Raw genomic sequence first — 25,902 nt, 5'->3', positions numbered from 1 at the left:
GGCTTCACCAGCCCTTTACAAATCCGTTGCCCGTATTCTCATCGTAATCGCTTCGCGTTGCGCTTTGGTTAAGCTCTTGAAGACTAGCTCATACGAATGGTCGATCATGCTGTACAAATCCTCCAGTGGGAAGGTAGCATCAACCTCAATCGTATTCCAATGCTTTTTATTTAAATGATAGCCTGGCTTAATTGCCTTGTTTTGTTCACGCAGATTTACCGCAATGATCGGATCACATTTCAAGGATAGATGGCTAATGCCGTCCTTTTCAGATAATAGAGCAAACATCTTGCCTCCAACTTTCAGTACTAGCGTTTCAGCACCGAATGGATAATCCTTAACAGCCTCTTTTTGGCTCAGACCATACGCTACAATTTGTTCATACACCAGCCTTCACTCCTCTGCTTGAGTCATCATCTATAAAACGATTTGTGCCCTATTATATCACGCTCTCCACATACAATAGTCCCATGTTACAATTAGAATTCTATCGGGAGGGTCAATCCTTTCTATATGAATTTATCGACCGTCCGTGACCTCATACACGTCCTAAAGATTTAGCGATATTTCACATACTGTATCTGCAAGCTGACAGCCCTTCACTTCCGAATAGGAAGTTGGAGGGGCTTGTTTTGTTCATATAGTAGAGAATGTTATGCAACAGCCCTATATTTTGGTATACTTCCGTGAGAGGCTGTATCGATACATTCGAACGGTACTCTAGTTACTGTAATTCAATATGTAGATGTGTGAGCCTATGGAGGTGAACTCGTTGGATTTTGCTCTGATCCGCAAGGACCGAGACAAAAGAACGGTCGCAAATTGACTCTTTTTTTGCCTTTCGGACCTTTTCAGCCATGTGCTGAAAGGTTTTTTTTGTGATCTAAAATAAAGGTAGGAAAGGATTTGAATGCAACCATGGCAACCTCGAAAGCACTTAATATTTTGCAATTGAAGAAAATGAAACGAGAAGGTTCACCTATAAGTATGATTACGGCGTATGACTATCCATCTGCTCGTTTGGCTGAGGAAGCCGGGATCGATATCATCCTTGTCGGTGATTCCGTAGGTAATGTGTTATCTAATTATAACTCCACACTGCCCGTCACTATGGATGATATGGTCTATCATACACGGTCTGTCGTGCGCGGTGCGGAACATACTTTTATTGTTGCGGATATGCCATTTATGACGTACCACGGGAGTAGTGAAGAAGCCCTTACTAATGTGCGCAGGCTCATGCAAGAGGGACATGCCCATGCCGTGAAATTAGAAGGGGGCATGGAAATTTGCGACACCGTGAAGCGAATTGTTCAATCCGGCGTCCCACTACTGGGGCATATCGGACTTACACCACAGTCTGTGCATCAAATCGGCGGATACTTCATTCAAGGTAAAAACTCACAGGCCGCTGAGCGCCTTCTAAATGATGCCCGGGCCCTGGAGCAAGCGGGAGCTTTTGCCATCGTGTTGGAGCTGGTGACAGAGGAAGTGGCGAAGAGCATCACCCGAGAAATATCTATTCCGGTCATAGGCATCGGTGCAGGGAGATACTGTGATGGCCAGGTTTTGGTGTATCATGACATGTTACAATACTCAGCTCCTTACCGGGAGAAAAAGTTCGTAAAAACCTATTCGGATATAGGTGCTTTGATTCGCAACAGCATCGGGCAATATGTCGAAGACGTGAAGAATCATTCTTTTCCAGGCGAGGAGCATGTTTTTAAGGCAGATGAGAACGTAGTAGAAGGATTATACGGGAATGCAAAAGTAAAGGCAGGGACCCTATAATGCGATTTCTGATTGTAGGTGCAGGGGCGATTGGAGGCTATTTCGGGGGACTTCTTGTTCAAAAAGGAGAAGACGTGACCTTCTTCGTACGCCCTTCAAAAAAATCTCAGTTGGCAAAAGACGGTCTGATTATTAGAAGTGTTCATGGAGATTTCCAGACGCCAATCCGTGCTATTACAAATGGTGAAGCTGCCGATCCGTTCGACTGTATTATCATTTCGGTCAAAGCGTATCATCTTCCCCAATTGCAATTCGATCTTGAGCCTTATGTCGGTGATCATACCATGATTCTTCCGTTACTTAATGGTTACGAACATTTTGACTTTTTGCGCAAACAATTCGGTTCTGAAAAAGTGCTGGGCGGACTTTGTTATATTGAAACTACGTTGGATCATGATGGTTCTATTGTTCAGACAAGTCCGTTCCACCGTATCGTCTTCGGTGAATGGAACGGAGTGCAATCAGAGCGTACACAATTGCTGCTGAATCATCTTGATCATGCAGGCTTCACAGTGGCACGAAGCCACGATATCCAGCGTGAAGTTTGGCAGAAATATATATTCGTTGCCAGCTTGAGTGCAATTACAACACTGATGGATGCCTCGGTCGGAGCTATACTTGCCACGGCAGAGTCACGTGCTATTTACGAAAAGCTGCTGCATGAGATTGTCACACTTGCTCGCAACGCGGGGATGCCGATTGATTCAGAGATGGAAGTTCATACACTGAAAACGATGGAATCCTTACGACCAGAGATGATGTCATCCATGCAACGCGATATGCTTAAAAAGCTTCCGGTTGAAGCCAGTCATCTACATGGTTCACTGCTTGCATTGGCTGCAACCGGTAATACTGTTTACCCCATACTCGAAACGGTATATGCCCGATTAAAGGTATACGAGAGCTTATTGGACACTGTCTAAAATTCAAACTTTAAAATCAATTAAAAGAGGAAGCGGCAGCTTCGAAGGTGAAAATGAAATCTTAGACTGCCGCTGCTTTTCCTTTATTAAACTTCAAAAATCTAAAGAGTTCCTGTGCTTGAGCATGCTTGCTCAAGCCCTTGAAGTAATGCTTCTAGCTCCTGCCTAGTTTCAGCGTTTGTAATTTCACCTTCCTGATTTAGCTTCAAGGTGATATGCGGAATAATGACCTTTCCATTCTTTACAATCTGTGCATTGATCATTTGCAATGTGAGCAGCAGCGAGGCATGCGCAAGATGGCCGCCCATAGGAGACGGTGACGCGCTAATGACCGCTGTAGGTTTATTTACAAATTCACCTGAAGATACGAGCCAATCCAAGGCATTTTTCAAAGCACCCGGCACACCATTCCCATATTCCGGTGTACAGATCAGCACTCCATCCACTTGTTTCAATTGCTCCCGTAGCTCTTTTACGGAAGCTGACCCCTCATCTACATCCAAGTCAGGGTTAAAATGCGGGAGATCCCCCAATCCATCATAGACTGTGAATATCATATTTTCAGAAGCCAGCCCAATAGTAGCCTTCATAAGCGCTGTATTGGAGGACTTTTGACGAAGGCTACCCGATATAGCCAATACCTTAATTTTCTGTTCCATCCGATCATCTCATTTCTTTTAACTTGATCTAATCTTGCATATTCAGTGTACTATAGCTAACAAGAGAATTAAAAAATAAGTGAGAATGCATTGATAATGCCGTTGGACACCTCCTGCATGATGATGAGCGTCAGCGATTTTTTCCTATGAACAAAAGGGCAATAAAAAAATGCCTGCGGCTTCGCAGGCATTCGTGATGAATCAATAGTCACTATACAAGGGTGGAATCTGTAGTGCTGAATCAAGTATCCTTCTCTTGCTTGCGTTTTATCCCAATCAGATCAAGGAAGAAAACAAACAACGGAATACCTACAATCAAGCCCCAAATTCCAATCAGATGCTCAGAGAAAATAAGTACGACAAAGGTAAAGAAGATCGGTAAATTCGTTTTGGATGACATCAGCTTCGGATTTAAGAAATAGGCCTCAATCGCATGAATCACCACGATCAGAATAACTAGATAAATCACATATTGAATGCCGCCGACACTGAAAGCGATCAGGCCGAGCGGTGCCAGTGAGATAAACACACCTGCCACTGGAACCAATCCAAGTACGAAAATGATGAGCGCAAGACCAAGCAGATTAGGGAAACCCATAATCCAGAGTGCAATCGTGGTCAATATACAGTTAATAAGTGAAATCAGTAGTTGAGCCTCCAATACCTTCCCGAACGTATCCAGAAACATACGGCCAAAATGACCCACTTCCTTGAAAAACCAACCCAGTTTGCTATCTACAAACGTAGCTGTAAAACGTGTAATATATGATTTTTCCATCAGGAAGAACAAGCTCAAAATAATCGACACCAGAAGCTGTGTTCCCAATTGACTGACCTTCATCACTGCACTCAGGCCAGGCTCAAATAGCCGCTGAACATTCAGCGTGTCCATAAATTCGATAATCGTTTCGTTCCATTGATTACGATCAGGATACATATACGCTTGCTGAATCATGAGATACACCTGCTTGACCTGTACAACGATTAGCGGCACCATTCGGTAAACGCCCCACACCATAATCAGAATTAGCAGCCCATACACCAGTAGCAACACGATCATTGACGGCACATTGACGAACCGCTTGACCAGCTTATTCACTCCGTTATATATACTACCAATCAAGATCGTAAGCAGCAGTGTTAACAACATAATATTCATCATGCTTCTTAACATAAACAACAGTAAAACGATTATCGCAAGGACGGCTACCCGCCTGACGCCCGCATGATTCATCCAGTTTCTTACCATTCGTCTTTATTCCCTCTTTCCCACTTGACTGTCAACTTTGCAATCTTCCTGAGCATCAATTTTCTCTTTTTATCAATTTACTGTTAGCGATCAATAGAGAACCTACCATGACTAGGATAGCAATAGACCACCAGAATGTATTTTTAGCATCATCATGATCTACAATAATGAGCCTGATGACAGCCGTGATCCCAATATAGATAAAATAACGTAATGGAAAATGAAAATTGGTTTTAAAGTACTTAACTATTAATGCTATGAATTCAAAATACAAGAAAAACACAAGCAACTCTTCCGTGAATTCATAGTAATTTTTGTCGGCCTCTGTGTACAAAAAAACATAAGAAAAAATGGACCATGTTTCTTTTAGAAGTAAGAAGCTTAAAATCAGCCCGACCAGAAACAGCGAGATATTCAAGATCATTTGCAGAAAACTAGGTAACTTCTCAATATACTTCATTAATGCATTCAATACAGATCCCCTCACTGGTTGTACAGTATCTTTATTTATATTATCGGTGGTATACGTGAAAAATGCTACATTACTTTTGAGGTCACCTTAATGAAAGTTTATATTCGCCCCTGCAATATAACCAATGGAGATAAAGATAAGCGTCCATATCAGAGAACCTGCGCTTGCCACCAGCATATATTTTCGGACAGGCATCGCACTAATGCCCGACAAATAGCTTGTCGCATGTCTGACTCCTGGGATAAAATAACCAAACAAAATGGTCCATAACCCAAAACGCGCAAACCACCCCTTAACTCTTGCAAATCGCTTCGGTGTCAATCCAACCCACTTGCCGTGCTTATCCACCAAGGGCTGACCCAGCTTTTTGCCTAGCGTGTAGCTGATCATCATCCCTGTCATTGCACCGATGAAGCTGACTAATATAGACACCGAATAATTCAGTACCATGATAGAGGATAAATAGCCGACAAACACCATAATAATTTCATCCGGAACCGGTAGACCGATAATCCCAAGAGCAAGAAGAGCAAAAATAGCGATATATCCGTATTGTGTAATCATGCTGATGACCCATTCCATAGGAGAGCCACCTCCTGACCGATTATTTTTTGAAGGACGGAAAGGGAATACGGCTAACCATCAGGAACGACAGCACTACCATTAATGCAAGCAACAACCCCGGCTTCAAATGCTCACTCCATAAAAACATAAAGGACAAAATCACACCCGCCGCCGTAATCGGCATACCTACAAAGCCTTTGCTAAAAGCCATTAGGTTGAATCTTGCCAATCTTACCGCACCGCATATGACAAACAAAACAGCCACAAGCGGTCCTATCCAATGGGTATCTCCCAGTTTGTATAACAAGATCAAGAAAGCAGGGGCAACCCCAAATGAGACAACATCCGCCAGCGAGTCGAGCTGTTTGCCAAAATCACTGGAGCAATGCAACAGCCTTGCCAGCAAACCGTCTAATACATCCCATAAAGCAGCCACCACCACGAGAATAAAAGCGGTCATGTATTGCTCATGAATCGTAAAATACAGGGATAAGACCCCTGCCCCCAGGTTTGCAATCGTGAATAGTGAGGGCAACCAATTCCATTTCATACTCCTTAACTCCTTTGCCGTAGCTTAGCCTCCGAATATAACAACAAAACGGACGCCGTCCTTGGTATTCTCCACCTTATAGCGGAATTCGTGCAAATCTAAAATTCGTTTGACGATCGACAGCCCCAGTCCTGTCCCACCCGTCTGGCGGCTACGTGACAGCTCGGCCCGGTAAAAACGGTCCCATATCTGCTCCAGTTGATCGTCAGGAATGGTCTCACCTTTATTTTCAATGGAAAAAAAACGGATTTCCTCAGCGCCTTCGATACGAATCGTGATTGAGCTTCCTTCCTCAGCATGCCGTATGGCATTGACAACAAAGTTGATAATCACCTGTTCCATCCATCCTACATCGGCATGAATCGGCATCTCATTGGCGGGGATAATGACCACTTCCAGCTTTTTCTCCTTCAACAGATGGAATAGCTTGTCCACGACTTCCTCCACCAGCTCACTCAAGATAAAGGTCGTCTTGCGGAGCTTGAGAGTACCCGATTCCAATTTGGCGAGGTCCAGCATATCTTTGACCAATCGCTCCATTTTGTCCGCTTCCTCTACAATGACTTTCATATAATGATCCTGCTTCCCGGCGCTAACCCCATCTTGTAATCCTTCTGCGAAGCCTTTAATGATACTCAGCGGGGTTTTCAGTTCATGAGAAGCGTTGGCAAAAAAGTCTTGTTGCACAGCCTCCATCCTCTGTTTCTGTTCCATGTCCTCGACCAATTGTTGATTGACCTCCTGAAGCTCGCGCAAAGCCGTGTCCAGGTTCTGGGACAGGGTATACATGCTGTAGGACAGGCTGCCCAGCTCATCATTCTGCCGGATTGGTGTATGGGCTGTAAAATCGAGCTTAGCCATTCGCTTGGCGGTATTATTCAAAGCAATGAGCGGACGGGTCACCATCCGGGAATAGAACAGGGACAAAATCAGAATGAGTGCAAATCCCCCGATCCCTAGGTACAGATAAAACCAGCGCAGAGCTTCATTCGTCTCACTAATTTCCTGCAACGATGTCACTGTGAACAGGAGGTCGATCTCGCCTGTGTCCTGACGAACAGGATGGACTATGACTGCATTACGTACCCCTGTCCAAGGTTCCGTCCAATCTTCCTCCAACACTTCGAAATTCTTAAGTTTCTCCAGATGCGCCTGTGATAAAGGGAACCATTCCTCCAGCGCACCAAACAGTAATCCTTGTCGCTGACTCCATGTTTTCAGATCTGGCAGTGCAATCTCTGTCACCGTACCGGATAACCTTACACTGTCATCTGTGCCAGCCGCTTGCGATGTCGTTCCTATATTTTTGAAACCAGGCTTCTGAATGCCTAATGGATAAATTAAGTTGGGGGAAGTGATGCCGTCAGTCCCCAATACCTCACCTTCAACCGTTACCGTATCACCGGGCTGAATCCGGGCAGCTCTCAACTCATCTCCGTACTCGCTCATAAACAGAGACAGCGATATCTTAACAACTTTACCATCTGCTGTTCTGAGACTGATATGAAACGCATCATCCAGCTTTACTTTGCCGTCTAGGGTAACAATCGCCAACTGGTTCTTATTCTGAAGCATAAAGCGAGCTGCCTCTCGCGAAACCCTGCCCGATCCCCAAGCCTCCTGGACATAACTTTGACCGAAGCTTTTCAAACGGCTTTCCACACGACCAATCTTCTGTTGCTGATAAAAATTTTCAAAAAACAGAAATTGACTTAAAATCACCATACCGTAAAAACACAGGAAAAACACAACCGTCATAATGAACAACTTAAAGGTAACTCCCCGTTTGTTCATTCTTCCTCCTCAAACCTGTAGCCTGTACCAAAAACCGTGCGGATATGGCGTGATTCACGGCCTAGCTTACTTCTCAGCTTTTTGATATGAGTATCGACAACCCGTGTGTCTCCTTCAAAGTCGATGCCCCACACCCGGTTCAGTATCACATCCCGTGAAATGACTATGCCTTTATTATGTATAAGCAGCCGCAGCAACTCATACTCCTTGGGCGTCAGCTCGACTTCCGCCTGATCCACCTCAAGTCGATGAGCCATCGTATTGAGAATGGCAGTGCCGAATCGCAAAATATGCAACTCCGGCTGCACATGTCCTTCCACTCGCTTCATCAGCGCGTTTGCGCGGGCGATCAACACCTTGGGGCTAAAAGGTTTGGTAACATAATCATCGGCTCCCAGTTCAAAGCCTAATATTTTATCATCATCACCGGATTTGGCTGTCAACAAAATGATCGGCACACCTGAACGGCTGCGTACCTGGCGGCACACCTCCCAACCATCCAGCTCCGGCATCATAATATCGAGTATAATCAGGTCCGGCTGCACTGAATCAAACCAGATTAGTGCATCTTTTCCATTACCTGCTTCATAGACTTCCCAATTATTTTGTTTAAAATAATCAGCAATAACTTCACGAATACGTATTTCATCCTCCACGAGAAGAACCCTTTTCTTCAATCGACTTCCCTCTTTCGTCATTCTAGGACACCAGCATATCAAAGACATGTGTACTTTATGTGTTCTTGATACCTCTTATCAGCAGAACTTCTCATCAGCAAATTCGACCTTGGATTAGGGCAAATTTGTCTTGGCTCAGACCATCTCATCTCCTGTGATCCTACCCTATAATAAGAAGAGATACAAAAAGCCTGAACAGGAGGGTAATACATGAGTAATCAAACCATTCAGTGGTTTTCCACTTCTAAAGCTAAAGCTTGGCAATCCCAAGCTCATCATCTTACCGATACCCAAGATAGTGCCAACCTAACCCTTACGGGAGAAACACATCAGCTTGTCGAAGGTTTTGGTGGCTGTTTTAATGAATTGGGTTATGTAGCCCTGAACCATTTGGAAAAGGACGAACGAGATCGGGTGCTTCATTCTCTCTTTCATCCAGAGGGCGAGCACAAATTTGCAATATGCCGACTTCCTATTGGAGCGAGTGACTACGCGCTGGAGTGGTACAGCCACAATGAAACAGACGGCGACGTGGAGATGAAGCACTTTTCCATTGAGCGTGATCAGCAATATCTCATTCCTTTTATTCGGGAAGCGTTACAACTCAATCCTAACCTGAAGTTGTTCGCTTCACCCTGGAGCCCGCCGACATGGATGAAATCACCGAAAGCTTACAATTACGGCACTCTGCGCTGGGAAAAGGATATTTTGAAAGCGTATGCATTGTACTTTGTCAAATTTGTTCAGGCTTACCGCGAGGCAGGTATTACGATCCATCAGATTCATGTTCAAAATGAAGTCATTGCCGATCAGAAGTTCCCTTCCTGTGTATGGACCGGAGAGCAACTGCGTGAATTTATTCGCGACTATTTGGGTCCTGCTTTTGAGGAACACGGACTAGATACGGAAATTTGGCTGGGGACCATTAACGCTCCCGATCCGTGGGAGGAATTAATGAAAAAGACTTCGACCGGATTCGATGAGTATGCCCATACCGTGTTGAGTGACCCCGAGGCCTACAAATATATTAAAGGCGTAGGCTACCAGTGGGCAGGCAAAAATGCCATTCAGCGCACCGTTGCCAGCTATCCTGAGCTTCGTTACATGCAAACAGAAAATGAATGCGGTAACGGAGAAAACTCATGGGACTACGCCAAATATGTATATAATCTGTACCAGCACTACTTCAGCAATGGTGTGAATGCTTATATTTACTGGAATATGGTTTTGGAACCGAAAGGCAAGAGCACATGGGGCTGGGAGCAAAATTCGATGATTACCGTTGATCCCGCGGATCGAAAACCTGTCCTGAATCCAGAGTATTATGTCATGAAGCATTTTTCTCATTTTGTATTACCAGGTGCCCGACGCATCGGACTTCGTGGCTCATGGACTGGAAATGCAGTTGCTTTTCAAAATACAGACGGGCAAAGGGTGGTGGTCATCGCCAATCCGTTCAAGGAATCGCGTGTGCTGAATCTGTCTCTCGGTGAAACAACACACCGCTTGGAGCTGGAGCCGGAGTCCTTTAATACTATCGTGATTCCTTCTTAACGCCACAGATTTCTGGACTCTTCCAGCTTGCACACATCATTAGGTACCCCTGTCCGGTCTATAAGTGTCCAAGCATATGTATAGTTTCCAAAATGGATGTATATCCTTTTGCGTATAGTAGCTATAAATAGTATACTTGGAATAACTACGGACAGGAGGTCGATGAATATCACTACTGTAAAAGACCGGATTGATTTGAAGCTGATTAATTGTGATAAGGAATTGACTCTCGCGGTCATCGGTGGAAAATGGAAGCTGATTATTTTGTGGCATCTCGGTATGGAAGGCACCAAGCGGTTTGGTGAATTGAAGAAGCTGATCCCCCATATTACGCAAAAAATGCTGACCAACCAATTGCGCGAGCTGGAGGAAGATAAACTCATTCTTCGTAAAGTCTATCCCGTCGTCCCTCCACATGTGGAATATTCACTGACGGAGCATGGCGAAAGCCTGATTCCGGTACTGAGAGCAATGTACGATTGGGGATCAAACTATCGCGAGAACGTGATTTGGAAAGAAGAAGAAGCGATTCAGGATGTCACACCCGTGTGATCAGCAAAACAAGCATTTTGCAAAATGCTGAACTATATTTTTGTAGAGACGACCCTGGGGAGATCTGGGGTTGTTTTTTTGTGATATAAAGACGTTCCCCAAGATAATAAAAGAAATGGATGCAAGTATCCGTTTCCATTGGCATTAAAGCTCGTTTTCCGCTACATATCCTCATTTTACACTTGTATTCGTGATTTACATTACATCCGCTGTGACGTATGATTCTTCCATCCCTATTTACAGTGAATCCGAGAAGGAGGCCGTTCTAGCATGAGCATGACGCTTGCCCAGCCCACAACATCCCAAGCGACCCAATTAAGTATTGGTTCCATGGAAATGATTCAATACGACTATCGTCAATTTTCTGACTCAAAACCTTATCAACACCATTGCTGTGGCTTGCTTACTATGTCGTGTAACGGCGCTCAAGGTTTGGCGGAATATGAGCTGTCTGAAATTAAAGGTGCCTTTGACCTTGTCCGCTGGGCTTCCGTGTTTACCTCGCTCAAGGGTCTGTCCTTAACCGAGGCTGAGCAATATATTCAGCACCATGCTGATCACTGGGGGCCTGATAAAACAGAGCTAGCTCTATCTGCCTTATCCGATCTGACTACCCATGCGAACCTGCACATTCTCTCCCCATCAGCGACCATACTCCCCCCTCGGATTAGTCGTTCATATCTTATCGAGCATGGTCTGGTCTACTATTCATTCTAAATATCGTCCACAACTCCATTAGCAATCCACTTTCCAGTTCACGTAAAAAAGCCTGAGACTGTTTATCACAGGCCAGGCTTTTACACTTTCAGCACAGAGTTGATTACACTTGCAGTTTACCTGCACGAATATCGTCTGTCATTCCTGCATAAGGTGCTTGGGAAATTAATTGTTCGTTGTTCACACCTGCATTTTCGATGAATGTAATATCTGCAAATTCAGGAACCACATACTTCGGATATGTTTCATACTTTTCACGCGATTCCTCCATCAGCGGAATAAAATCGTTTTGATAGCGCACAGTGATTTCCGGATGCTCATGAACCCATTTAGGAAAGAAAATAATGCCGTGCATACGTTTTTCCTCAGGCATAAAATTCAGAGACACGTCAGTGCCTGTCGGTTCGGTCCACGATACTTTATACACATTTTCCACCAGCTTCACCAGATTGACCTTCTGATCACGTACCCAGCGGCCGCCTACCATACCACTATGAATGCGATAATCGATCGTATCTTCATTTTTAATATATATTTCGTACTCCCAACCATTCTCATAGGTGTAGATCATGTGGCTGCCGATAAACTTGTCCATCTTGCATCCTTCTTTCCTAAATTATAAGTTTTTATGAATTGAGTAGGAGACCAAAAATAAAAATATTCAATTCAAAACATGTAATGTTAAACATGTTATTAAGTACATATAAATTGTAGCACTATGGTATACTAGTGTCAAATAATGTTTGACAAGGAGAACTACGTTGAAGCGCACATTAAAATACGCCATTTTGGGCCTGGTTCATAAAGAGGAAATGAGCGGCTACGATATTACGAGTCAATTCAAGAAGGAAATCGGACAATTTTGGAGCGCCAAACACAGTCAGATTTATCCTGAGTTAAAAAGGCTGACCGAAGAGGAGCTTATTGAATATCGCACCTCCATTACAGGAGCCAAGCTGGAAAAGAAGCTGTACTGCATCACCCCCAAAGGAACCCAAGAGCTGACCGAATGGCTGTTGAGCGCCAAAGAGTTACCGGAAACGGAAAAGGATGAGTTTATGCTCATGCTGTATTTCTCAGCAGCCATCCCCAAGGAAGAGAACAAGCGATTGTTCGAGGACCAGATAACCAAACGTAAAGAGAAGCTGGAGTATCTGTACGAAAGTAAAAAATCCCTCCAACAGCTGGACGAGAACCTTCAAGCCCCCGGTTCTAATCAATTTGGGCATTATCTGGTGCTGAGCCGTGCCATTAATCGGGAAAAAAGCTATATTACGTGGCTGGAAGAAACACTGTCCCTGTTTGAATAGCCTAAAAAACCTTCAACGCCACGTAGATTCGTGGTATTGAAGGTTTTTCTAAATAGGTGCAAACTAGTCTGCCGTCGTAATCGAAGAGCCGTAATCTTCAATATGGATATCTGTGCTAAAACGTACAGGAATGGTACTAAAAATGTTATCCCAATCCTCTTTAACCTTACGCCAAACTTTAGGATGCTGAATCCTCAACGCTTCTCCGAAACCTCCAACATCAACCTGCAGCTTTTGCATTTTGGCTACAGTTTGTTCAGTTAATGAATTCACTCTCTCTTGAAAGATACTCTCTTCTTGTCCGAGCACATCATTGCTACGCAAATTTTCTTTCTTGTTAAAAACCTCGGAAACGCGTCCCTCTGAGGTCATTTTTACTTGGAAGGAAATGTCGCCCCCCTGAACGATGGCCTTGATCCTGCTTTTCACCGCTTTGATCTCATAGGCTATATTTTTACCGGTTTGGGGATCACTACTTTTCAGCACGCCTCCAACCAATTGACCTTTGATCCACATGAGGCCCTCGACCTCTGACTCATTCAGAAAGCCACCGTAGGTTTGTGTCTTTCCCTTGATGATTCCCGCACCTGCGAGCTTGATTTCATTCTCAGCCGTAATGACATTGGGCAATATAAAGCTTCTTTTACCCTTCATGGGCCCGACCACTTTAACCAAAGCCACGGGCTTTATCAACCGGGCATTCCGTTTACGATTTTCGAAAATATCCTTTAAGATATAGGCAGGAATTTGACCAGGAATTTTCTCCTGAAGCGCATTGCCCGCCTTGTCTGTACTAATCAGCAGCTGGACGCTGGGCCGAATGTCATTATCCCCCAAGAAAAAGTCCAGCAGCTCATACAATGGAATTTTGCGAAGCAGACTGGAGCTGATAATAATCGTTTTCAAATGTTGTCCGATGGGCGGTCGGTTGGTTCGCAATGAAATTTCTCTTAACATTTCAAAAACGGAATCCCCCGTTTCCGTAATATTAAAAAACTTTTTAGCTTGTGGGGAGGAGCTGTTGGAGCCGCCGCTTTCCTCTGGGATGATAAATTGAAAGGTTCCGGTGATTAACTCTTTTTTCGGATAGTCTCCTCCTTTCCGTTTAATTTGTTCTTCTTGTGAAGATTGTGACACTACATCCATAGCAATGCCCGTCTCCAGATTTAGATCCTCCACCGGAGAGCTGCTCCAGCAGCCTGAAAGTGTACAGCATGTCAGGAGAGCCACCATTCCGAGTAATCCTGACTGGACTCTCTTCATGACCGCACCCCTCTCCAATGAGAAATAAGCAGCAGAGGGAGTGGAAGCAGAGCGAATAGAACGAAAGCTGCATTCCCGATCATCGTTCCAAAAGAAAATAACTCATTCAGATTTTTGGGAATTTGGGACAGGACGTAGATGAACGGGAGCAAAATAAACAGCGCCTTGGAATAAGAGCTATTCAAAATTTGAGAAACTCCGAGCGAAGCGCAATAAAAAGCAATACTGAATGTAGCAAAAATTTGCATGATCCAAATGGACAACAATAGGGATTCGAACCGTTCCAATAACAGATACTCCACTTCAAAGGAGCGGGCCAAGTCTAAAAAAGGCCAGGTTCTGGTCATAACTCCTTCCACCGAAAAGGCGCCAATGCATAAGATCAGCGTAGCTGTATAAAAAATGGTCGAGATCCCGATTGCCAGTCCGACCGCCTTAGTTGCTTTCTCCGGTTTTTCCATCCGACAAAGAATAAACAGTAGGCACTCTGTCCCCGTTAGGGTCAGGGTTGTAGTCTTGAGCGCTTTAATCACTGGCATCACACCCTCGGACAAAACAGGACGCAAATTATTCAATTCGAAAATATTCAAACTCAGCAAACATATCAATAAAAAGATAGCTGCCGTAATCGGGAATATAACTTGACATATTTTACCCAATGTACCTATCCCCCCCAAGCAGAGATACAGAGAGATCCACATAAAGGGGGCTGAAATAGCCCACACTGGAGTTCCTTCAAGCAAAAAGAACGACGTTACTTCCTCCACAGCTCGGATTTCGTATGCAGCTATACAAATAAAATAGATGACGAACAAGATGCCCAACACTTTGCCGATGGCTTTGCCAGTTATCCGCTGAACATACTGGTAAAAGGTGCTTTCTGGAAACCGTGAACTTAGTTTGACTATAATCCATCCGAACAGGAAAGTGGCAGCCCCTGCTAAAATGACGGACATCCACACATCCGGTGTTTTTGCAGTTTCAACGGCTACTCTGGGAAGAGTAAGCAACCCGGCAGCCAGCATAAAGCAAAGCACGATTTCCGTCGTCTGTAACGTTGTAATTTTATCCGTTTTTTTCCCACGGGCCATCTTGCTCCCTCCTGTGTTGTTGAACTCATCCTTGTCGCTTAGGATCTTTATGCTTCAATAGAATGGGTCTATTTTTCATAAATTGTAACGGTGCTCGCAAAAAGTAATCTTTCCAGTCCTTCAATGAACGGGGGGCCGTTAAGCTAAGATATGGCACGCCGAAGCTGTGTAATTTAGCCATATGAATGCTCAGCATCAGGAAAAACATGATCACTCCATACAAACCGAAGATAGCAGCCGTGAACATGGCCCCAAAACGAAGAACACGCATAGAGATCCCGGCGCTGTATACAGGTGAGGCAAAGGAAGAAATCGCCGTGACCGCTACCACAATAACGAGAATCGGACTCACAATCCCGGCGTCAACAGCGGCCTGTCCAATAATCAAACCGCCGACGATGCCCATCGCTGGACCGATGGGTTTGGGGAGCCGAAGTCCTGCCTCGCGTAAAATTTCGATGGAAATTTCCATAATCAGGGCCTCAATCAGCGTCGAAAACGGAACTCCCTGTCTCGCACTGATAATGGAAATGACCAACTTGGTTGGAATCAGTCCGGGATGAAACGAGATAAAGGAAATATAGAGCGCCGGGGCGAACAGAGATATCGTAGTTGCCATAAAACGAAGAAATCGAATAAGCGACCCCGGTATCCATCGTTCATAGTAATCTTCGGGAGACTGGAGCATCATCCCGTACGTCACAGGCATAAGGAGCGCAAAAGGTGTACCGTCCAGCAGAATCGCCACACGTCCCTCCAGCAATGCAGCCATGACCCGATCCGGTCTCTCCGTATTTTGAATTTGCAGAAAGGGGCTAAGAAAATTATCCTCAATAAGTTGCTCCACATAGCCCGACTCCAGCACCTCATCCATATCAATGGTTTTGACCCGCCGCTTCACCTCATCCACAAGCTCCGCGTCGGCAATGTCTCTGAAATACACCACCATCAGCTGCTTTTCCACTCTTTTGCCGACTTTAAAGGACGACATGGCTAGTTCCGTACTTTCTCCATGCCTGCGCAGCATCGCTGTATTATCGCTGAGTATCTCTGTAAAACCGACTCGCGGTCCCCGCAGCACCGATTCCGATATGGGGTCTTCCACCCCTCGTGTATTCCCTTTGGGTGTACCCAGCACGAAAGCACCCGGTATGCCCTGAATCAAGAGTATGACTGAACCGAACAGCACCTTTTGCAAGGAGAACTGCACCTCTAACGTATACTCTGTCTCCGATACCAGCATAACCTGACGAATAAACATATCCCGAAGCTCTTCTCCTCTCGGGAGATCTTCCCCCTCTTGCCCGGAGCTGCCCCAATCCATCAACGGCTTTAAAATATTCTGATCCATGCCAACCTTGTCCGTTAATCCATCCACAAAAAAAAGTGTGCCTACAGCGTTCAATTTTTCCAGAAAAATAGATCGTTCGTTCACGTCTGACATATCCGTAACTGCTTGTCTGATTTTTGCTACATTGGCTTCATAATCTTCGGTAAAGGTCCCAGCCTCACTTACAGACGGATTACGATCTGCATGCTGCGAACGGTCTTCTTCTTCTAAAAGCTTTAACCGTTCCATACGTCTGCTCTCTCGACCATCCATCGCTCTAATTTGTCGTACCGTCAGAAAAATAATCAAAGGGATGAGGAACAAAAAGAAAGCTTCCATCCATACGTTCCATTTGGGCATATGAGTTCCGATGACCTGCCACACACTCTTTCCTCCTTCACTTCCATAGGATTTGTATATAGATTTACCTGGATTAGAAAAAAGATGCATGGGCAATGGAATAAATTTCTTTACTCACAAAAGGAATAAAAAGGTGAATTTGATAGATGAACTGTAGTGCCAAAAGTGGAATTACATGATAATATCTATTCATTCTATGACTAATGTCACAAATTTGTTGAATTCGTGGGCCATTATTCGAAACTAAAAAGGAGTTGTAGGTATGAAGAATCATTTTTGGAAGAAAGCCGCTGTGTTGAGTTTGTTAGCGGTCATTTTGTTAGGGGGAACGGCGATCAGTCCCAAACAGGCACATGCAGGTTATGAGCCTTATATTGGGGAAATTACGGTGTACCCGTACATGTTCGCTCCTAAAGGTTGGCTAAAATGCGAGGGTCAGCTCTTATCTATTTCGCAAAATACAGCACTGTTCAGTCTGCTGGGCACTAATTTTGGCGGCGATGGAATGAGCACATTTGCATTACCCGACTTGCGCGGGGCTTCCCCGTTGCCGAATGTAAACTACTATATCGCAACCGAAGGGGTTTACCCATCCCGCCCTTAATGAATGTGTTCATCGGTGGGCTAATTAATGAAGAAGAGGTGATGGCGTGCTCGAAGGCAATAACTTCACACGCAACAAATTGAAACCCTATCGCTTGCTGGTTCCATTGCTGCCATTTATCGGCGGTACGTTCCTGCTCATAGGGACGAATGAGGTTCACGCTGCCGGTTGGGAAAATGTGGTGCTTAACAAGCCAGCCACATCCAGTGGCTACAGCCAGCCCTATGATCCCTCCAGAGCTGTGGATGGGTCAATCGAACCAACAAGCCGCTGGTATCAAGCCAGCAACGGTGAAAAATGGATTCAGGTAGATCTGAGAGACTGGTATATCGTAGATCGATACGTTGTTACAGGTATGGGAATCCATAACGGGTGGCAGGATCAACGTGATCCATACAGTTTCCGATTGCAAACAAGCAGCAACGGAAGTAATTGGGTGACTGTTGATACCGTCCAGAATAATGAGAGCTCTAATGTTGAAAAGAACATTGCCCCTGTAACTACACGATACTTGCGATTATATATTGATCAAGGAAATACAAGAAACAATCAGTGGGCTTCCATCATGGAATTCGCAGCTTATGGGGAGCGATTGCCCGTTCCACAGGCTCCGGGGCATTTTACAGGAACCAAAAATGGAAATACAGTGGAGTTAAGCTGGGATGCCGTTCCTTATGCAACTTCATACAAAGTCATACGAGATAGTGTAACCCTCTATACAGGTAACTTAACCCAATTCATAGACACCTCAGCATTGCCGCCAGGTGAAGCCCTTTACACGGTTCAGGCCGTGAATGCTAAGGGGGAGAGCACTCCCTCAGAGGTTAAAGTGAACATACTTACCGATGCCGAGAGAGTTGCACAGGCAAAGGCTGCTCTTGCATTAGGCTTCGCATCTGGAGATTCAGTTGATTCCGTATCCCAAAAGCTGACACTGCCACTCGCTGGATTGAATGATACGACGGTGAGCTGGAGTTCGGATACTCCTGACGTCATTACGAACGAGGGGGCTGTCACACGCCCGCGGTACGATCTGGGTGACCGAAAAGTAAAACTGACAGCTACGATTGCGAAGGGAAGCGCCTCGGATACTCAAACTTTCGAAGTTACCGTACCGAAGATAACTGCACAAGATACATTGGATCAAGCAGCAGACACCCTCTCGCTTGGCAATTTGTCTGCGGTAACAGAAAATATTTCTCTCCCTTTATCCGGTTATGGTGGAGCGCAGATCGAATGGTCCTCAGCCAAACCACTAATTATTGCAGCAGATGGAACACTCACCAGACCCTCTTATAATAGTGGAGATACGGATGTTACCCTAACGGCTACCCTGCAACTTGCAGGCTTAACGAAAACAAAGAACTTTACTGCGCATGTACTCAGTCTGCCCATGAGCGATACAGAAGCCGTTGACGCAGCATACAGGGCGCTTGAGCTGCCAATGACTACAGTAACCGGAGACGTATATTTGCCAAAAGACGCTCTGCATGGTGTTCAGGTGTCATGGTCATCGACTCAGCCCCAGTTCTTGGATCATACTGGGCATGTAACATTCCCAAGCTATGTGCAGGGCGATCAGACCATCACGCTGGAAGCAGTTGTGTCACGAGGCGGGGTTGAGCTACGAAAAACATTCAGCCTGCTCGTGCCTGCACTGCCCGTAAGCGCTGATGAAGCCGTAAATTTGGCAGCTAATACACTGAATTTAGATTATCCGCAAGGGATTAAGGATTCCATCGCTCTGCCTCGTACAGGAGCATTTGACACCCAGATCGACTGGTCTTCGGATCAACCAGATATCCTCAGCAATAGCGGTCAGGTGAATCGGCCTAAATATACAGACGGTGATATGAATGTACAGTTAATTGCCATTATTTCTAAAGGTACCGCTTCTGTACAAAGAACATTCACAATCACAGTGCTGAAGGCATTACCGAATACACCTTACGTACGATTGAACGGCAGTAATCCAATTGTTCTGGAAGCCGGTGACAGCTTCACTGATCCGGGAGCCAGTGTACTGGACAGCGTATACGGCAATATCCTGATCCCTGAGCTTTCAGGTAACGGGAATGTCGATATAAATGTACCCGGTGTATATGTATTGAACTATGCTTATAGCGACAATGGAGGTTGGACAGCGGAGCCAGCAGAGCGCCATATAAACGTGCTGCCCCGTGCTGTTAGAGCCGCAGCAGGCAATGGGGATATAGCCTCTGTGGTCGTTACAGGTGCCTTACCAGGCGCACGGCTTGAACTGTACAATGCCCAGCAGGAGCTTATAGCGGAAGGAATCGCTTCGGGAGAGGGAAAATATACATTTACACCTGTGCCTGAAGGAGCCAGCTACTATGTGCTACAGAACGTAAATGGTATGAAGAGTGCCCCGTCAGGGCTAGTATATCCGCAAGGGTTAACCGCGCAGCGCGTTGCGGATTCCATCACAAGCATAACAACTCCTACAACAAGTGACACACTGCTCAGGTTGCCTGTTGTACCTGATGGTTTCCGTGTGACCATCAGCAGCAGTAGCCACCCAGACATCGTGCGTACAGACGGAACTATTGTTCAAGCAGATACTCCTTCCGTTGTAACTATCATGCTGGATGTTATAAGGGTAAGCGATGGTTCTCATGCGTTGACGCAAGCCATAGAAGTCACCGTCCCTGCCAAGGTAATTGCAAACACAGGCAAATCTAACAAAGATAAGAATGAGGATCTATCTGCTTTCGTACCACAGATCGGAATTTCCGAACAAGGGAAAGAGTTCTCCCTCTTTGTTCCTTCGCCGGCATTCCTGGATGAGCAGATACAGCAAGCACTTCGCGAAGGCAAAGCATACGCAGACATTCGTTTGGAGCAGGAGAAGCAACTGAGTCGTGTTATCCTTTCTCATTCTTTACTGAATAAATGGGATAAGATTGGTGCATCGGTAATATCCCGATATGGAACACTGATGATATCCAGTGACACCTTAACCCGCATGGCCTCAGGCCAGCAGGACGTTACATTGTCATTCCAGCAGGTAGATGTACAACGTGCACAGCAGATCCGTGATTGGGCTGAGCAACAATCCAGCCTGACGCTGATGGGTCCGGTTACAGACATCAAAGCCAATGTGACAGGAACCTCGTCGATCATTCTACCGCTGGATAACGAATCCTTAGGTGAGTTACACAATGCAGAGCCCCAGTTCTCCATTCTTGTTATTCATGAGAATGGCGAGCGTGAGATTCTAAAAGGGACTGCTGTAATGGATTCAAAAGGGATTTTGTCGGGTGTGAGTGTCAATACGACCGGGTTAGGTACCTTTGTCGTCGCCACAGACGCAAAGTCTCAAACCAATAATGCCAGTGTGCAAAATGACCAAATCAATTCGTCAGATTCGCAAGAGCTAGCTCAGGTATGGCCGGATGTACAAGGCCATTGGGCAGCGAAGTCCCTGCAATCTCTTGCAGACAAAGGCTGGATACAAGGCTATAAAGACGGCAACATACGCCCTGAGCGCGCTGTAAGCCGTGCAGAATTTGTAGCCATACTGACCAGAGCATTGGGAACTGCTGGAGATGAGAGCCCTTCTACCTCATTTACAGATATGCAGGGACACTGGGCTGGATCAGCCGTGGATTCTGCTCATCGTCAGGGATGGATTCAAGGGCTAACCGCTCAAACTTTCGGACCTGATGAGAGTCTTACCCGTGAGCAGGCGATGGTGATCCTGTCACACGCGATGCAGAATCAGATATCCATTTCCAGTACTACTGCACTGCAATCCTACAAGGATGAGCAGCAGATTTCAGCATGGGCCTCCGCAGCATTTCAAAATGCAGTATCCTCCGGTTGGATCAGCGGTTATCCAGATGGAACACTCAAGCCAAAAGCAGCCATCAGCAGAGGTGAGATGGCTGAACTGCTGGTACGTATTCTTAAATAAGACTTTTCAAGCTTCATACATCAGATGAGTATAAGCAAATACAACGCGGCCTCCAAGCTTTTCGGGGGCCGTATTTTTTTATGTACAAGCCTCCAACAATCATTTTTGCTTGTTTATTCACCCTTTTCGCTTCAGTAAATATATTATGAATATCTGCGAAGCGGGGCGATGAACCACCTATCACCTCTACAGTAGGAAGAATGATAAGGAGGAGATATTTGAGCATGAAACATAAAAAACCGTTCAGGTTCAGTGGTGCTTCAAAAAAAGACGAAGACTGTAAACCAACAAGAGTAAATAAAAGTATCGAAGCTCTTCTCAGACTGATTAATGAATTGACCGCGATCATCCCCGTCGTATTCGCAAACCCCTCTGCGGCTAATGTATCTTCCTTGCAACAGATTTTAAGACGTTTGTTGTCTCTGGCGAAAAGCTTAAGACTTAGAGGCGGGGTTAAGGCAGACTTGCTGGCAGCGCTGGAGCTTGCTATTGTTGCGTTAGAAGCTACACCTTTCTCTCCGATCGGCGTAGGTACTGCACTGCAACAATTGCTGGATGCCCTATTGTCCATCGTTTTACAAGAATCCCTTGATCCTGCTCTTAAAGACAGCTTAATCAGCGCGATCAGAATCGCTGGAACGACGGTTAGCAACGCATTAGGTGAAACATACTTGTCAGGGGAGTCCGGTGCACAAGGACCTCCTGGACCTGTGGGACCCGGCGGTGCGCCTGGACCCGCAGGTGGACCAGGGCCACAAGGGCCTCCCGGACCTATCGGCGCCGCTGGACCTATCGGAGCACCCGGACCTGTTGGCCCTGCCGGGCCCGTGGGGCCTGCGGGGCCCATTGGAGCGGCTGGACCTGTTGGCGCCGCCGGGCCTATCGGGGCCGCTGGACCGGAAGGCCCGGCCGGACCTGTCGGCGCCACGGGTGCTGCGGGCCCTGCCGGGGGTGTGACAGGCGCCACGGGCGCTACGGGCGCGGATGGATTGGTCGGGCCAGCCGGGGCCATAGGGCCTGCTGGAGCCACGGGTGTTACGGGCGTTACAGGGATTACCGGAGCCACCGGCTCGGGAGCCATCATCCCGTTTGCTTCAGGAGGACCTGCTATACTGACAACTGTTCTTGGCGGAGTGGTAGGAACCACAAGTTTGATCGGCTTTGGGAGCTCAGCAACAGGTATTAGCCTCGTAGGCGGGGTCATAGACCTGACAGGTACACTTGTAGGACCTCTGATTAACTTTGCTTTTTCCGTACCACGGGATGGCGTAATTACATCTATTGCTGGTTACTTCAGTACAACAGCTGCATTAACTCTCGTGGGTTCAACTGCGACAATTACTGCCCAGCTGTTTAGTTCCCCAACACCTAATAACACTTTCACAGCAGTTCCGGGAGCTATCGTTACATTGGCCCCTCCACTGAATGGCATTGTTGCTTTGGGAACGACCTCTAGCGGCATTACTACTGGTTTGGCTATCCCCGTAACCGCACAGACTCGTCTGCTCCTTGTCTTCTCTGCCACAGCTACAGGTATTTCCCTCGTAAACACTATCGTAGGTTATGCAAGCGCAGGCGTTACCATTACCTGATCCAAGACGAAAAAAGGGCCCCACAGGATTGTTCCTGTCGAGTCCTTTTTATTTGTATTCCAACAGACGAACTAAACCGTTTCGAACGATATTTTTACTTCTTCTCCCTCTTCACAAACGGCGAACGTTTTAATTTGTCCGTGATCAGGCTCTTGAACGATGCCCGTCTGCAGATCAATTTTCCAGTCATATAAAGGATCATAGATATAATGACCAGATACTATAGCCTCTGTAAGAGGACCTCCTTTGGGATGAGGACTGCTATTTTCAACGGCATAAAGCTCATTCTCCGAAGTGCGGAAAACAGCAATTTCAGTACCTTTGATATGGATGGTACGCCCTATTCTGATCGGAAAATCCTTACTATGACCGACGACAAGCCATTCGGCATTTTTGATCATTTGCTTGATCGCTCCCTTCCTCAGGCATTTTAGATACAATTACACAATAGACGGGGTGACAACCTCGAATAAATTTTTGCGTGAATCCTCATCATTGATGATCTTTTTCCAAGGGTCTTCGACCTGTTGTAATGCAAATTCGATGCGTTCTACTAAAGCTTGTCGATGATCTGTATCATGAACGACAGCCTTCTGAATCTCCTCCAGACCGATCCGTTCCACCCACTCCGAAGTACGTTCCAGGTATTGTCCTGTTTCCCGGTAGAGTTGCATTACGCTTCCTACAATATCAATCAACTCGGCGTCGGTTTTTACTTTACAGAGTGAATCAGCCAACCGCGCTTTAATACCGCCATTACCACCGATAAAGATCTCCCAGCCCCCATCATTACCTACGATTCCGATATCTTTGGTACATGATTCCGCACAGTTGCGTGGACATCCATTAACCGCTAATTTGAATTTTGCCGGGAAATCCAGTCGTTCGAATTTCCGTTCCAACACTTCTCCCATTCCCATCGAGTCCTGTGTGCCAAACCGGCAAAATTGTGATCCAACACAGGTTTTAACTGTACGAAGTGACTTCGCGTAGGCATATCCCGACGGCATATCGAGTTCTTCCCATACTTTAGGCAGATCCTCTTTACGGACACCGATCAAATCAAGCCGCTGTCCTCCTGTTACTTTAACGACCTTAACGTTGTATTTAAGAGAAACATCTGCTATCTTCTTCAAATCTTCTGGGGTCGTTACACCACCGTACATTCTAGGAACAACTGTAAACGTTCCATCCTTTTGAATGTTCGCGTGCAATCGCTCATTTACAAAACGGGAATCTCCCTCATTTTCATAGGTATCCGGGTTAATCATTCCCAGATAGTAATTCAGCGCTGGCCGACATTTGGAGCATCCTTCATCATTATGCCAACCCAGTACATTCATAACTTCACGCGTTGTTGTCAGCCCTTTGGTTTTGATCGCTTCCACAATCTCGTCCCGACTCAAAGTTGTGCAGCCACATATTCCTTGCTTGGCTGACGTCTTGAAGCTGTCTCCAAGAACGTACTGCAGAATTTGCTCTACAACCGGCTTACACCCTCCACAGGAACGCGTTGCTCCGGTACATGCCTTAATTTCATCGACTGTGGTCAGTCCATTATCATTAATCGCATCCACAATCGTCTTTTTGGTTACACCGTTACAGCCACAGACAATTTCATCATCAGCCATCGTTTCAGCGGATAATGATTTCGCCCCGTCCTTGCTGCATCCAGTACCCATGATCTGTCCATATATCTCATCAGTCATCAACGTTTGCTGACGCACATATTTTTGAAGGCTAGCAGATTCGCTCACATCGCCAAACAGTACAGTTCCTACAATCTTATTTTCACGAAGCAGCACTTTTTTGTATGTGCGCTTCCACTCATCCTTTGCAACAATCACCGTATGTTCAGGCTGGGTTATGAATTCGCCAGCTGAGAAAACATCCACCCCTGAAATTTTGAGCTTGGTGGAAACCACCGATCCCATATAACCTTCAGTATCCGCACCTGCCAAATGTTTGGAAATTACACTCCCCTGTTCAAACAGCGGAGCTACCAAGCCGTAACAGGTTCCGCGGTGTTCAACACATTCCCCTACAGCATATACATCCGGCACGGAGGTTCTCATCAAATCATCGACTACAATACCACGGTTCGTTTCCATGCCACTTTGCACAGCCACCTGAATATTAGGTTTGATCCCGACGGCCATAACGACCAAATCCGCTTCCAGCTCGCTTCCGTCTGAAAACCGCAGTCCTTGTACCCGATCTTGACCGTACACCTCCGCAGTTTGCATTTGCATAGCAAACTTGATTCCCTGGCGTTCTAGTTCTGCTTTCAGCATCGCAGAGGCTTCCCGGTCCAGCTGGCGTTCCATCAAATCCTCCATTAAATGAACGACCGTAACATCCATACCCAGGTTGACCAAGCCTTTAGCTGCTTCCAGCCCCAATAGGCCTCCACCAATGACAGCTGCCTTTTTAAAGGTCTTTGCTGCCTCAAGCATTGCCGAGCAATCGGCGATATCTCGGAAACCGATGACACCCGGTAATTCTTTACCCGGAATAGGCAGAATAAATGATTGTGAACCAGTAGCTACCAAAGCTACATCGTAATCAATTTCCAGTCCGTCTTCGGTGCGAATCTTCTTGTTCTCACCGTCAATGCTTTTCACCATTTTTCCTGTATATAAAGTAATCCCTTGATCCGCGTACCATTGCAAATCGTTCAGTATGATATCATCAATCGTTTTACTACCTTCCAACACATAAGAGAGCATGATCCTGTTATAGTTCGGATGCGGCTCATTTCCCAGGACCGTAATTTCATACTTATCCGTTAATTTCAAAATTTGTTCGACCGTATTGATACCAGCCATCCCGTTCCCTATAACCACAAGTTTTTGTTTACTGTTTATCATATACCGGTTCCTCCATTCATTCGACGATGCTTCCTATCCGACG

23 protein-coding genes are annotated in these 25,902 nt (G+C 45.8%); 9 read left to right on the top strand and 14 right to left on the bottom strand.

Annotated features, from left to right (window positions below; translation table 11 throughout):
- Positions 1 to 15 precede the first annotated feature (15 nt).
- A complete protein-coding gene (locus NSQ58_RS17140) occupies positions 16 to 387 on the bottom strand; it encodes an MmcQ/YjbR family DNA-binding protein (protein ID WP_023986918.1) in 372 nt (123 codons plus the stop codon).
- Positions 388 to 918: 531 nt separating this feature from the next.
- Between NSQ58_RS17140 and panB the strand changes: the two genes are divergently transcribed.
- Both panB and NSQ58_RS17130 read left to right on the top strand, forming a co-directional pair.
- Positions 919 to 1,791, top strand: coding sequence for a 3-methyl-2-oxobutanoate hydroxymethyltransferase (gene panB, locus NSQ58_RS17135; RefSeq protein WP_028541056.1), 873 nt, complete (start codon positions 919 to 921; stop codon positions 1,789 to 1,791).
- On the top strand, positions 1,791 to 2,714 hold the full coding sequence (locus NSQ58_RS17130; RefSeq protein WP_023986916.1) for a ketopantoate reductase family protein: 924 nt from the start codon (positions 1,791 to 1,793) through the stop codon (positions 2,712 to 2,714). The genes panB and NSQ58_RS17130 overlap by 1 nt, the downstream gene beginning before the upstream one ends.
- 101 nt (positions 2,715 to 2,815) lie before the next feature.
- On the opposite strand, the gene NSQ58_RS17125 is transcribed toward NSQ58_RS17130, so the two are convergent.
- The 7 genes from NSQ58_RS17125 to NSQ58_RS17095 form a co-directional block, all read right to left on the bottom strand.
- Entirely contained in the window at positions 2,816 to 3,373 is a 558-nt protein-coding gene (locus NSQ58_RS17125; protein WP_023986915.1) for an NADPH-dependent FMN reductase, read from the bottom strand.
- Positions 3,374 to 3,614: 241 nt separating this feature from the next.
- On the bottom strand, positions 3,615 to 4,622 hold the full coding sequence (locus NSQ58_RS17120; RefSeq protein WP_023986914.1) for an AI-2E family transporter: 1,008 nt from the start codon (positions 4,620 to 4,622) through the stop codon (positions 3,615 to 3,617).
- Positions 4,623 to 4,677: 55 nt separating this feature from the next.
- A complete protein-coding gene (gene psiE, locus NSQ58_RS17115) occupies positions 4,678 to 5,094 on the bottom strand; it encodes a phosphate-starvation-inducible protein PsiE (protein ID WP_025723919.1) in 417 nt (138 codons plus the stop codon).
- Between the two features lie 87 nt (positions 5,095 to 5,181).
- On the bottom strand, positions 5,182 to 5,676 hold the full coding sequence (locus NSQ58_RS17110; RefSeq protein WP_013308662.1) for a DedA family protein: 495 nt from the start codon (positions 5,674 to 5,676) through the stop codon (positions 5,182 to 5,184).
- A 22-nt stretch (positions 5,677 to 5,698) separates the two neighbouring features.
- Positions 5,699 to 6,208 carry a CDP-diacylglycerol--serine O-phosphatidyltransferase gene (gene pssA / locus NSQ58_RS17105; RefSeq protein ID WP_023986912.1) on the bottom strand — a complete coding sequence of 170 codons (510 nt, stop codon included), beginning with the start codon at positions 6,206 to 6,208 and terminating at the stop codon, positions 5,699 to 5,701.
- Between the two features lie 24 nt (positions 6,209 to 6,232).
- On the bottom strand, positions 6,233 to 8,002 hold the full coding sequence (locus tag NSQ58_RS17100; protein WP_028541059.1) for a sensor histidine kinase: 1,770 nt from the start codon (positions 8,000 to 8,002) through the stop codon (positions 6,233 to 6,235).
- Positions 7,999 to 8,679: a response regulator transcription factor gene (locus NSQ58_RS17095; RefSeq protein ID WP_028541060.1), complete on the bottom strand. Its 681-nt coding sequence runs from the start codon at positions 8,677 to 8,679 to the stop codon at positions 7,999 to 8,001. Before NSQ58_RS17095 ends, NSQ58_RS17100 begins: the two co-directional genes overlap by 4 nt.
- A gap of 210 nt (positions 8,680 to 8,889) precedes the next feature.
- On the opposite strand from NSQ58_RS17095, the gene NSQ58_RS17090 reads away from it, so the two are divergent.
- From NSQ58_RS17090 to NSQ58_RS17080, 3 genes are all read left to right on the top strand, one after another.
- On the top strand, positions 8,890 to 10,233 hold the full coding sequence (locus tag NSQ58_RS17090) for a glycoside hydrolase family 30 protein (RefSeq protein ID WP_071559335.1): 1,344 nt from the start codon (positions 8,890 to 8,892) through the stop codon (positions 10,231 to 10,233).
- 162 nt (positions 10,234 to 10,395) lie between these two features.
- Positions 10,396 to 10,785, top strand: coding sequence for a winged helix-turn-helix transcriptional regulator (locus tag NSQ58_RS17085; protein ID WP_023986908.1), 390 nt, complete (start codon positions 10,396 to 10,398; stop codon positions 10,783 to 10,785).
- 270 nt (positions 10,786 to 11,055) lie between these two features.
- A complete protein-coding gene (locus NSQ58_RS17080; protein WP_076265249.1) occupies positions 11,056 to 11,502 on the top strand; it encodes a hypothetical protein in 447 nt (148 codons plus the stop codon).
- Between the two features lie 103 nt (positions 11,503 to 11,605).
- Here NSQ58_RS17080 and NSQ58_RS17075 read toward each other — a convergent pair whose 3' ends face one another.
- A complete protein-coding gene (locus tag NSQ58_RS17075) occupies positions 11,606 to 12,097 on the bottom strand; it encodes a phenolic acid decarboxylase (protein ID WP_013308656.1) in 492 nt (163 codons plus the stop codon).
- Between the two features lie 166 nt (positions 12,098 to 12,263).
- Here NSQ58_RS17075 and NSQ58_RS17070 point away from each other — a divergent pair, with 166 nt between their 5' ends.
- Positions 12,264 to 12,812, top strand: a complete 549-nt coding sequence (locus tag NSQ58_RS17070; protein ID WP_076265248.1) for a PadR family transcriptional regulator — start codon at positions 12,264 to 12,266, stop codon at positions 12,810 to 12,812.
- Between the two features lie 63 nt (positions 12,813 to 12,875).
- On the opposite strand, the gene NSQ58_RS17065 is transcribed toward NSQ58_RS17070, so the two are convergent.
- Genes NSQ58_RS17065 through NSQ58_RS17055 form a run of 3 tightly spaced genes read right to left on the bottom strand, consistent with a single transcriptional unit; the run spans position 12,876 to position 16,880 of the window.
- Complete coding sequence (locus tag NSQ58_RS17065) at positions 12,876 to 14,075, bottom strand: Ger(x)C family spore germination protein (RefSeq protein WP_028541064.1); 1,200 nt, start codon at positions 14,073 to 14,075, stop codon at positions 12,876 to 12,878.
- Positions 14,072 to 15,166: a GerAB/ArcD/ProY family transporter gene (locus NSQ58_RS17060; RefSeq protein WP_028541065.1), complete on the bottom strand. Its 1,095-nt coding sequence runs from the start codon at positions 15,164 to 15,166 to the stop codon at positions 14,072 to 14,074. The genes NSQ58_RS17065 and NSQ58_RS17060 overlap by 4 nt, the downstream gene beginning before the upstream one ends.
- A 25-nt stretch (positions 15,167 to 15,191) precedes the next feature.
- Complete coding sequence (locus NSQ58_RS17055) at positions 15,192 to 16,880, bottom strand: spore germination protein (protein ID WP_341057909.1); 1,689 nt, start codon at positions 16,878 to 16,880, stop codon at positions 15,192 to 15,194.
- A gap of 238 nt (positions 16,881 to 17,118) precedes the next feature.
- Between NSQ58_RS17055 and NSQ58_RS17050 the strand changes: the two genes are divergently transcribed.
- The 3 genes from NSQ58_RS17050 to NSQ58_RS17040 all read left to right on the top strand — a co-directional run bounded on the left by NSQ58_RS17050 (position 17,119) and on the right by NSQ58_RS17040 (position 22,989).
- Positions 17,119 to 17,460, top strand: coding sequence for a phage tail protein (locus NSQ58_RS17050; protein ID WP_023986902.1), 342 nt, complete (start codon positions 17,119 to 17,121; stop codon positions 17,458 to 17,460).
- Between the two features lie 46 nt (positions 17,461 to 17,506).
- On the top strand, positions 17,507 to 21,397 hold the full coding sequence (locus NSQ58_RS17045) for an immunoglobulin-like domain-containing protein (protein ID WP_053324595.1): 3,891 nt from the start codon (positions 17,507 to 17,509) through the stop codon (positions 21,395 to 21,397).
- 224 nt (positions 21,398 to 21,621) lie between these two features.
- Entirely contained in the window at positions 21,622 to 22,989 is a 1,368-nt protein-coding gene (locus NSQ58_RS17040) for an exosporium glycoprotein BclB-related protein (protein WP_341057907.1), read from the top strand.
- Between the two features lie 71 nt (positions 22,990 to 23,060).
- Here the strand turns inward: NSQ58_RS17040 and nirD are convergent, their stop codons facing one another.
- Both nirD and nirB read right to left on the bottom strand, forming a co-directional pair.
- Complete coding sequence (gene nirD, locus NSQ58_RS17035) at positions 23,061 to 23,390, bottom strand: nitrite reductase small subunit NirD (RefSeq protein WP_023986899.1); 330 nt, start codon at positions 23,388 to 23,390, stop codon at positions 23,061 to 23,063.
- 39 nt (positions 23,391 to 23,429) lie between these two features.
- Positions 23,430 to 25,859 (bottom strand): nitrite reductase large subunit NirB, encoded by a 2,430-nt coding sequence (nirB, locus tag NSQ58_RS17030; protein ID WP_076295384.1) that lies wholly within the window; start codon positions 25,857 to 25,859, stop codon positions 23,430 to 23,432.
- Positions 25,860 to 25,902 lie beyond the last annotated feature (43 nt).

Origin of the sequence: Paenibacillus sp. FSL M7-0134 (genome assembly GCF_038007865.1) — a bacterium.
Classification (GTDB): domain Bacteria; phylum Bacillota; class Bacilli; order Paenibacillales; family Paenibacillaceae; genus Paenibacillus; species Paenibacillus polymyxa_B.
The sequence above is the reverse complement of the archived record's forward strand: the minus strand, read 5'-3'. Positions and strand labels throughout refer to the sequence as shown.